This window comes from Corynebacterium sp. HMSC034A01 (assembly GCF_001838175.1).
GTDB lineage: Bacteria > Actinomycetota > Actinomycetes > Mycobacteriales > Mycobacteriaceae > Corynebacterium.
In genome coordinates, this window is sequence record NZ_KV835952.1 from 1 (window position 1) to 8,804 (window position 8,804).

Annotated in this window: 6 protein-coding genes; 4 read left to right on the forward strand and 2 right to left on the reverse strand. The window is 67.8% G+C overall.

Features of this window, described 5'->3' with window-relative positions:
- The first annotated feature begins 271 nt into the window (after window positions 1-271).
- Window positions 272-1,408 carry a chymotrypsin family serine protease gene (locus tag HMPREF2791_RS05175; protein WP_070844641.1) on the forward strand — a complete coding sequence of 379 codons (1,137 nt, stop codon included), beginning with the start codon at window positions 272-274 and terminating at the stop codon, window positions 1,406-1,408.
- A gap of 67 nt (window positions 1,409-1,475) precedes the next feature.
- Complete coding sequence (locus HMPREF2791_RS12160) at window positions 1,476-2,621, forward strand: chymotrypsin family serine protease (RefSeq protein WP_210400156.1); 1,146 nt, start codon at window positions 1,476-1,478, stop codon at window positions 2,619-2,621.
- On the opposite strand, the gene mshA is transcribed toward HMPREF2791_RS12160, so the two are convergent.
- Entirely contained in the window at window positions 2,622-3,884 is a 1,263-nt protein-coding gene (gene mshA / locus HMPREF2791_RS05185; protein WP_070844643.1) for a D-inositol-3-phosphate glycosyltransferase, read from the reverse strand.
- 122 nt (window positions 3,885-4,006) lie between these two features.
- A complete protein-coding gene (locus HMPREF2791_RS05190) occupies window positions 4,007-4,993 on the reverse strand; it encodes a MinD/ParA family ATP-binding protein (RefSeq protein ID WP_070844644.1) in 987 nt (328 codons plus the stop codon).
- A 143-nt stretch (window positions 4,994-5,136) separates the two neighbouring features.
- Here HMPREF2791_RS05190 and HMPREF2791_RS05195 point away from each other — a divergent pair, with 143 nt between their 5' ends.
- Window positions 5,137-6,831 (forward strand): long-chain-fatty-acid--CoA ligase, encoded by a 1,695-nt coding sequence (locus HMPREF2791_RS05195; protein ID WP_070844645.1) that lies wholly within the window; start codon window positions 5,137-5,139, stop codon window positions 6,829-6,831.
- Window positions 6,832-6,864: 33 nt separating this feature from the next.
- Entirely contained in the window at window positions 6,865-8,601 is a 1,737-nt protein-coding gene (locus tag HMPREF2791_RS05200; protein WP_070475355.1) for a long-chain-fatty-acid--CoA ligase, read from the forward strand.
- The last annotated feature ends 203 nt before the right edge of the window (window positions 8,602-8,804 follow it).

Here is an 8,804-nt window from a genome sequence, read left to right on the forward strand (position 1 = left end):
CGGTCGGCGACCACACGCGTGTTCAGCCCAATCGCAGACCTCGCGGGCAGACGCCCCAGCCAAAAACCTCTCAACCGCACCATCACGGATATCAGATGGAAACCCTGCGGGCATCGGAATACCTTCCAGCCCCCAACACTCCAACTTTCTGTCCGCGCTCCCCCAGGGGCCGATTAGCTGGACCCTTGTAGCTGGATCCGCGAGCGGTAGCGGCCGGGCGGGGAGGGCCGGACCGCCCCGTGCCTGCGGGCAGGGTTTAGGGTCTGAAGGCATGTTGAAATCCCGCCCCGTAACCCGCCCCGCAGCTGCCCTCGCAGCCACCCTCGCCGCCGCCTGCGTCGCCCTCGGCGCCCTCGGCACCCCAAGCACCGCCGCCGCAGCCCCCGCACTCGCCGCGCCCGGTGCGCCGATCGCCATGCTCGACGAAGGCTCCGACTCCTTCGCCGACACCGCGCGGTGCAGCCAGGGCCCGGTTGGTACCGTGCGCACCCCGGACGGTGAGACGAAGCAGGTGATGGTCACCGCGGCGCACTGCCTCGAGTCCAAGAGCAAGACTGTCCGCCCGGTCGTGTTCACGCCGCTGCGTGAAGGCGGCAAGGTGGGCTACCCGCGTGTGGGTGACGTCGATAGGCAACGCACCCCGTTTGAACTGGGCAACGGCGAGTTGATGGACTTCTACCGCATCATCGACGAGCCCGACTGGGCGACGGTGCGCCTCGCGCCCGGTGTGGAGGCGTCGGGCGCGGCGTCGTCGGTGGACCAGAAGGGCCGCGGCCCGTCCGCGCCGGTGCCAATCACCGGAGTGAAGGACTACCGCAACCTGCGCGGCGACGAGCTGATCAGCTTCGACAACGCCGGCCAGCCCATCTGCAAGGACGGGATGCGCACGGGCCGTTCTTGCGGCGTGCAGATGTTCCGCACCCAGAACTTCGTGTGGCACTTCGGCGTGGGCTACGAGTCGGGCGATTCCGGCGGCATCAACTACGATCCGCGCACCGGCGAGGCTGTGGGGCTGAGCATCATCGGCTTCGGCCCGCTGGGCAACTCGCAGCAGGTGGATCGCGCTCTTGAGGACGCCTACGGCATCCCCGACGGCCAGGTCAACGAGGCGTTCACCCCGGCGGCCCCTGCCCCGCGCGCCGACTTCGCGCCGTTGTACGAGGAGGTCGGGCAGTTCTCCCCTGACAAGGCACCGCAGCTTGTCGACGGCCCCCAGCCACGCGAGCTGCTCGACCGCGCCGTCATGGGCGCGCAGGCGGACGCGGCGCGGTTCAGCGCGGAAGCCGCGCAGCTGCCGCAGGCTGAGGATCCGGTCGTGGCGGCGCAAGACCTCGCCAGCCGCGCAGGCGTGGCGGCGCAGCAGCACGCCGACGATGTGCGCGGCGCCGTCGACGCGTTCCTACGTTAAATCACACCGCTGACCTCTGGCGTGGTTTTCGGCGCGATCAGCGGACTCGCGCGTTAAGGTTATTCTCATGCGATTCAGTCTCCGAACACCAGCCGTAGCACTCGCGGCAGCCAGCATCCTTGCAGCTCAAACTATTCCCGCACCGGCGGAAGCCGCGCCCGCGCTCGTCGCACCCGGCGCGCCGATGCGCGTGTTCCCGCAGGATCCGCCGAAAACAATCGACCTGCCCACCGGCGAGAAGCTGACCATGCCGCGTGACGGCTGGGCCGGCACCTGCTCCCAGGGCCCCAACGGCACCCTGCACTTGCCCGGCAAGGAGCCGCAGCGCGTGATCCTCACCGCGTCGCACTGCGTGAACACCATGCCCGGCTTCCCGGAGGTGAAAAACGAGTTCTACGCCCCCGTGGGCACCGAGTACAAGCGCATCGGCGAGCGCGTGGCGTCCAACCACGTCACCCCGGAAGCCATGAGCCTGGGCAACCCGATGCAGTCCATCCGCACCGCCGACTGGGGCGTGGTGCGCATCGACGACGGCGTGACCGAGACCGGCCTGTCTCACTCCCGCGACTTCAACGGCGGCGTGCAGGGCGAGCCGGTGAAGATCACGCACGTGCGCGACTTCCGCACGCTCGCTCCGGGCGAGGTCTCGGTCGACAACTTCGGCCAGCCCATCTGCAAGGACGGCGCCACCACGGGCCGCACCTGCGCCAAGCAGATCGGCCGCACAAGAAACGGCATCTACAGCTGGGGGCTGAACTACGTGCAGGGCGACTCCGGCGGCGTGAACTTCGACCCCCGCGACGGCGCCGCGGTCGGCGTGTCCTCCATGACGCTCGGGCCGCTCGGCAAGGCGCAGCCTGTGGACCGCATTATCGAGGACGCCTACGGCATCCCCGACGGCCACGTCAACGAAGTGTTCACCCCCACCGACTCCACCGCGCCGCGCGAGAACTTCACCACCTCCGGCGATGAGGAAGAGCGCGTCGCGGCCGAGATCAAGCAGCTCAACCCCGACTTCAAGCAGCCGGCACCTCGCGAGGAGCTCCGCAAGGCCGTCGACAATGCCCAGCAGGAAGCGGCCGGCCTAGCGCAAAAGGCCTCGCAGGGCCAGTTCGACCCGGCGGAGATCAACCGCGCCATCGGATACCACTCAGACCGCATCGGCTACTGGGGCGGGGCCTCCATCGGCGAGGAGATTGGCAAGCGCCTCTAGCTACATTCCGCCGGCGTCCCGGGTGGCCTCGCCCGGGACGTAGCCGGACAGGGTGTCGGCGTAGACCTCCATCAGTTTGTCCGCCGAGGCGGCCCAGCTAAACGCTTTCGCGTGGCTGACGGCCTGTTCACCCATGTGGATGCGCGTGGGATCGTCGATAAGCAACTGTTCGAGTGCTTCCGCCCACGCCTCCGTGCCGTGGCCCTGAACCAGCAGCCCCGTCTCCCCGTCCGCGACCGCGAGCGGGAGGCCCCCGACGCGCGCCGCGACGACCGGGGTGCCCGCGGCCTGCGCCTCCACCGCGACCAGCCCGAAGCTCTCGTTGTAGCTGGGCACCGCCACAATGTCCGCGGCCTGGTAGATACTCACCAGCTCCTCCGGCGGCCTCGGCCCGAGGAAACGGGTGCAGCCGCCGATGCCCTCTTCCGCGGCGAGCTCGCGGTAGCGCTCCACCGACGAGCCCGCACCACTCGCGCCGCCGCAGATGATCACGCGCAGCGGGCCGTCGACGCGGCCGCGGCGCACCACTTCCCCCATCGCCTGAATGAGCACCTGCGGGCCCTTGAAATCCTGCAGCCGGCCCACAAACGCCACCACCTTCGCGTGCAGCGGGATACCCAGGTGGCGCCGCGCCAGCTCCGTGTTGCGGTTCGTTCCGGGGGTAAACAGCTCCGTGTCCGCGCCGGGGCTGACCACGGAAATCTTCGCCGGGTCCACGTCGTAGAAGCGCGCGAGCTCGCTGGTCTCGTCCTCCGTGTTGACCACCAGGACCTCGGCGTTGTCCACCAGCTGCTGCTCGCAGATGCGGCGCGCCTCCGACTCCGAAGCGTCAGTGGCGTAGGCGTTTTTCACCGCCGCCCAGGTATGCCCGGTGTGCACCAGCGGGATGCCGGCCAAGTCCGCCAACAGCCACCCCACCTGGCCGGAGAGCCAGTAGTGGGAATGGATCAGGTCGTAGTTTTCGTCGTTCGCGCGGGCGAACTGCACCACCCCGCCGGAAAACGCGGCGAGCTGGGTGGGCAAGTCGTCCTTCTCCAGCCCCTCGTAGGGCCCGGCCACCACGTTGATAACCCGGTAGCCGGGCTCCACCTCCACCACCTCGCCCTGGCTGGGGCGGGTCGCGCGGGTGAACACGTCCACCGTGGTGCCCTGCCGGGCCAGCTGGGTGGCGGTGTTGTGGACGTAGACGTTCATGCCGCCCGCATCACCCGTCCCCGGCTGCTCGAGCGGGGAGGTGTGCATTGAGATCATGGCGACGCGCATGCGGGCAAGACTAGCGCGGCGGGTGGGTGGACGGAGCGGAATAGTTCACTATCCCCAGGTCACCAAAAGCTCACGGCGGAATGATTCACGGGCGAATGAACGATCCCGCATACCCGCACCCGTCAGTGGGCGGCGTGGCGGTGCCAGGACCCGAAGTCGGCGGCGACCGTGGCCGCGAGGTGCTGGTACGCCTTCAGTGTTGTCGGGGCGACGCGCTCCAGGTCCACCACGGCGCCTTCGGCGAGGTGGCGGTCGTAGGGGATGGTGTGCACCGCGCGGGTTCGAGAGGCAAAGTGGTCGGCGACCTTGCCCATGTCGATGGTCGGCTTACCCGGCGCGGACGCGGAGATGACCACGACTGCGTTGGCGGCGAGCTGGTCGTAGCCGTGCAGGTTCAGCCAGTCCAGGGTGGCCGACGCGGACTGTGCTCCGTCGAGCGCCGGCGAGGTCACCAGCACCAGCGTGTTGGCCAGATCGAGTACGCCCGCCATGGCCGAGTGCATCAGGCCTGTGCCGCAGTCGGTGAGGATGACGTTGTAGTGGTGCTGCAGGATGTCGATGGCGCGGCGGTAGTCGCCCTCCGAGAACGACTCGCTGACGGCTGGGTCGCGCTCGGAGCCGATGACCTCCAGGCGCGAGGACGCCTGGTTGGTGTAGGCGCGTACCTGCGGATAGCGCTCCGTGCCCGGCGCCTGCAGCAGGTCGCGGATGGTCGCCGGCGGTGCGGTGGCAGCGCGCTGGGCGAGGGTGCCCAGGTCCGGGTTGGCGTCGACGGCGATGACGCGGTCGCCGCGGGTCTGCGCGAACACGCCGCCGAGTGCGACTGTGGTGGTGGTTTTGCCCACGCCGCCTTTCAGGCTCATCACGGCGATGCGGTAGTCGCCGCGCAGGGGTGCCCGGATGGCGTCAAAAAGCTGCTGCTGCTCCAGCTCCCGCCGGGAACCGCCCGGGTTGATGCGGCCGCGCGTAGCGGAGTGGATGAGCTTGCGCCAGCCCTGCTTTGGCGGCGCTTTCACCGGGTCCACCAGGTTGGACTGGTCCAGCACCGCAGGTGGCGTGAGCTCAAACCCGGCGTCAGCGTCAGCGGACGGCTCGAAATAGGTAGTCATGGTCTCCCCCAATTCCCCCTTGCATGGTTTCGCGCCACAGCCTAGGGCAAACCCGCGTGTGCCGCAGCGCAACAAACCTACTGCAACGTAAGTTACACTTGTCGCTATCTTGTTTCGTCCAACTAACCATAAGGAGGGCCTCCGTGGGAGCCTTTGACACCAAAGCCTGGATCGACCACTACGCCAAGTGGACCGACCCCGCCCCCAACACGGGGACGGACACCCTCGTGAGCTGGTTCAACCAGGCAGTGGCCATGCAGCCGAAAAGCACGGCCACCTGGTTCATGGGCAAAACGATGACCTACGCGGCACTGAACGAACAGGTCGCCCGCGCCGCCGCCGGGCTGACACAACTGGGCGTGCGCCGCGGCGACCGCGTGGCCGTCGCACTGCCGAACTGCCCGCAGCACGTCATCGCCGTCACCGCCATCCTGCGCCTGGGCGCGACCGTGGTGGAGCACAACCCGCTCTACACCGCGGCGGAACTTCAGCCGCAGTTCGAAGACCACGGCGCCCGCATCGCAATCGTCTTCGACCGAGTCGCGGGCACGTTTACGCAATTAACCCAGAACACCCAGCTCGAAACCGTGGTGGCAGTGAACATGCTCGAAGAAACCCCGCTGCACCTGCGCGCGGCGCTGTCGCTGCCCATCCCGCCGGTGACCAAACTGCGCGCCGAGCTGACCCAACCCGCCCCCGACGCGATGCCGTGGCGCGAGTTCATGCGGCAACGGTCCCGCTCCGTGCACTTCCCACAGATCACCCAAGAGATGCAGGCGTTCATCCTCTACACCTCGGGCACCTCCGGCAAGCCCAAGGGCGCGCCGCTGACGCATGGCAACATCGTGGCAGTGCTCAAGGCCGGCATGGAGTGGCTGGAGGACTGGGGCGCGGTGCGCGAGAAAGTTCTCGGTGTGCTGCCCATGTTCCACATTTACGGCCTGGCGTTGAACTACGCGCTGCCGCTGACCATCGGCGCGGAGATGGTGCTCGTTCCGGCGCCGAAGCCGAAGCTCTACCAGGCTGCGATCACAAAAACGCGCCCGACCGTGCTTCCTGGTGTGCCCACCCTCTACGACAAGATCATCGACTGGGCGGTGGAAACCAACGCGGATCTCTCGTCCATCCACACCTCCATCTCCGGCGCGTCCACCCTGCCTGTGGAAACCATCGAGCGCTGGGAAGCCGCCACCGGCGGGCGTCTCATCGAGGGCTACGGGCTGACCGAGACCGCCCCAATCCTGGCCGCCAACCCCCTCGACGGCACGCGGCGCCCCGGCTACATCGGCCTGCCGTTTCCCAACACCGAGATCCGCATCGCCGACCCGGACGACCCGTCGCGCACCATGCCCGACGGCGAACCCGGGGAGCTGCTCGCGCGCGGCCCCCAGGTCTTTTCCGGCTACCTCAACAGCCCCGAAGCCAACGAGCGCGCGTTCCACGACGGCTGGTTCCGCACTGGCGACATGGCCGTCATGGAGCCGGACGGCTGGATCAAACTGGTCGCGCGCATCAAGGAAATGATCATCACCGGCGGCTTCAACGTCTACCCCGACGAGGTCGAAGGCGTGATGCGCAACCACCCGGACATCGAGGACATCGCAGTCGTGGGCCGCCCGCGCCCGGACGGCTCCGAGGATGTCGTCGCCTGCATCACGCTTATCGACGGCTCCGCCCTCGACCCCGACGGCCTCAAGGCCTACGCCCGGCAGCGCCTGACCCGCTACAAGGTCCCGCGCGACTTCTACCACTTTGACCAGCTCAACCGGGACCAGACCGGCAAGATCAGGCGGCGGGAAGTGCGCGACACGCTCCTCCAGTTGCTTACGCAACCGTAGGTTCGGGGATGAGAAAAGCGTAGGGTGGTGCGCATGGCTCTCACCCCATCCAACGTCAACGACGAAAAACCCTGGCTGCAGTACTACCCCGAGTGGACCGCACACTCGCTGGAATACGGCGAGAAAACCCTCGGCGAGCTGTACCAGGAAAACCTGTCGAAGAACGTCTCTCGCATCGCCACCAGGTTTTTCGGACGCACCCAAACCTTCGGCGAGCTCGACCGCGAAGTGCGCCGCGCCGCCGCCGGGCTGAAGGCCTTCGGTGTGCGCCCCGGCGACCGCGTGGCCATCATGCTGCCCAACTGTCCCCAGCACGTCGCCGCCTTTTTCGCCGTGCAGATGATCGGCGGTGTGGTGGTCGAACACAACCCCCTCTACACCGCCCACGAGCTGCGCCCCCAGTTCATCGACCACGGCGCCCGCATCGCCATCGCCTGGGACAAGGCCGCCGACACGCTGGAGAAACTGCGCGCGGACACCCCGCTGGAAACCGTGGTCAGCGTCAACATGACCAAGGCCATGCCGCGCGCCCAGCAGCTCGCCCTGCGCATCCCACTGCCCAAGATCCTGGAGGCCCGTGCGGCGCTCACCGCCACCAGCAAGAACACCTCCCTGCACACGGTGCCCTGGGAGTCGCTGACCAGCTCCGCCATCGGCGGCCTAGGTGCAGACCTGCATGTTCCCGAGGACGTCACCGCGGATTCACCCGCCGTGATCCTCTACACCTCCGGCACCACCGGCACCCCGAAGGGCGCGGCGCTGTCGCACCGCAACCTCATCGCCAATCCGCTGCAGGGCCAGGCCTGGGTCAAGGAGCTGCAAGAAGGCAACCAGCGCATGCTGGCCACCCTGCCGTTCTTCCACGCCTACGGCCTGACGTTCTCCCTGACACTGACCATGCTGGTCGGCTCCGAGCTCGTGCTCCTGCCGGCGCCGAAGACGGACCTGATCATGAAGGCCATCCGCATCACCCCGCCCACCTTCATCCCGGGCGTGCCTACCGTCTTCGAGCGCATCGTGAAGACGGCGAAGAAGAAAAACGTGGACCTCTCCGAAGTCAAGATCGGCTTCTCCGGCGCGTCGTCGCTGCCCGCCGAGGTCATCGAGGACTGGGAGCGCGCCACCGGCGGCCGCCTAGTCGAGGGCTACGGGCTCACCGAAACCTCCCCCATCATCGTGGGCAACCCCGAATCCGGCGACCGCCGCCCCGGCTACATCGGCATCCCCTTCCCCGACACCCAAATCCGCATCGTCAACCCCGACAACCCGGACGAGGACATGCCGTTCGGCGAAGCCGGCGAAATCCTGGCCAAGGGCCCCCAGGTCTTCTCCGGCTACTTCAACAACCCCGAAGCCACCGAGAAGGTCTTCCACGACGGCTGGTTCCGCACCGGCGACATGGGGATCATGGAGGAAGACGGCTTTATCAAGCTGGTCTCCCGCATCAAGGAGCTCATCATCACCGGCGGCTTCAACGTCTACCCGGCGGAGGTCGAGGAGGTCATCCGCACCCACAAGGACGTCGCCGACGTCGCGGTCGTGGGCCGCCCGCGCGAGGACGGCTCCGAGGATGTCGTCGCATGCATCGTGCTTAACGACGGCTCCGCCCTCGACCCCGACGGCCTCAAAGACTTCGCCCGCGAGCGCCTCACCCGCTACAAGGTGCCTCGCACGTTCTACCACTTCGACGAGCTGGCGAAGGACCAGATGGGCAAGATCCGCCGCCGCGAAGTGCGCGACGACCTTCTGTCCAAGCTCGCCGAGCGCTAGCGCTTCGGCGGTGCTGGCGCGGGTCCGGGCGCAGGGCTGGGCGCGGCGGCGTTTAGCGCGTAGCCGCGGCTGGCGGCGACCACCCCAAGGCCCCGCCCGCAGCGCTGTGTCGACTGCTCGGACTGTCAGCCGCTCCACCTCACAGATGGTGAATTTCAAATGGTGAATCCGGCCGGCGGGATCAAGCGGTTAATGCGCCACGT

Coding starts and splice junctions, on each gene's coding strand:
- HMPREF2791_RS05190 (WP_070844644.1), bottom strand. CDS start 4,993: ATGACTACCTATTTCGAGCCGTCCGCTGACGCTGACGCCGGGTTTGAG.
- mshA (WP_070844643.1), bottom strand. CDS start 3,884: ATGCGCGTCGCCATGATCTCAATGCACACCTCCCCGCTCGAGCAGCCG.
- HMPREF2791_RS12160 (WP_210400156.1), top strand. CDS start 1,476: ATGCGATTCAGTCTCCGAACACCAGCCGTAGCACTCGCGGCAGCCAGC.
- HMPREF2791_RS05175 (WP_070844641.1), top strand. CDS start 272: ATGTTGAAATCCCGCCCCGTAACCCGCCCCGCAGCTGCCCTCGCAGCC.
- HMPREF2791_RS05200 (WP_070475355.1), top strand. CDS start 6,865: ATGGCTCTCACCCCATCCAACGTCAACGACGAAAAACCCTGGCTGCAG.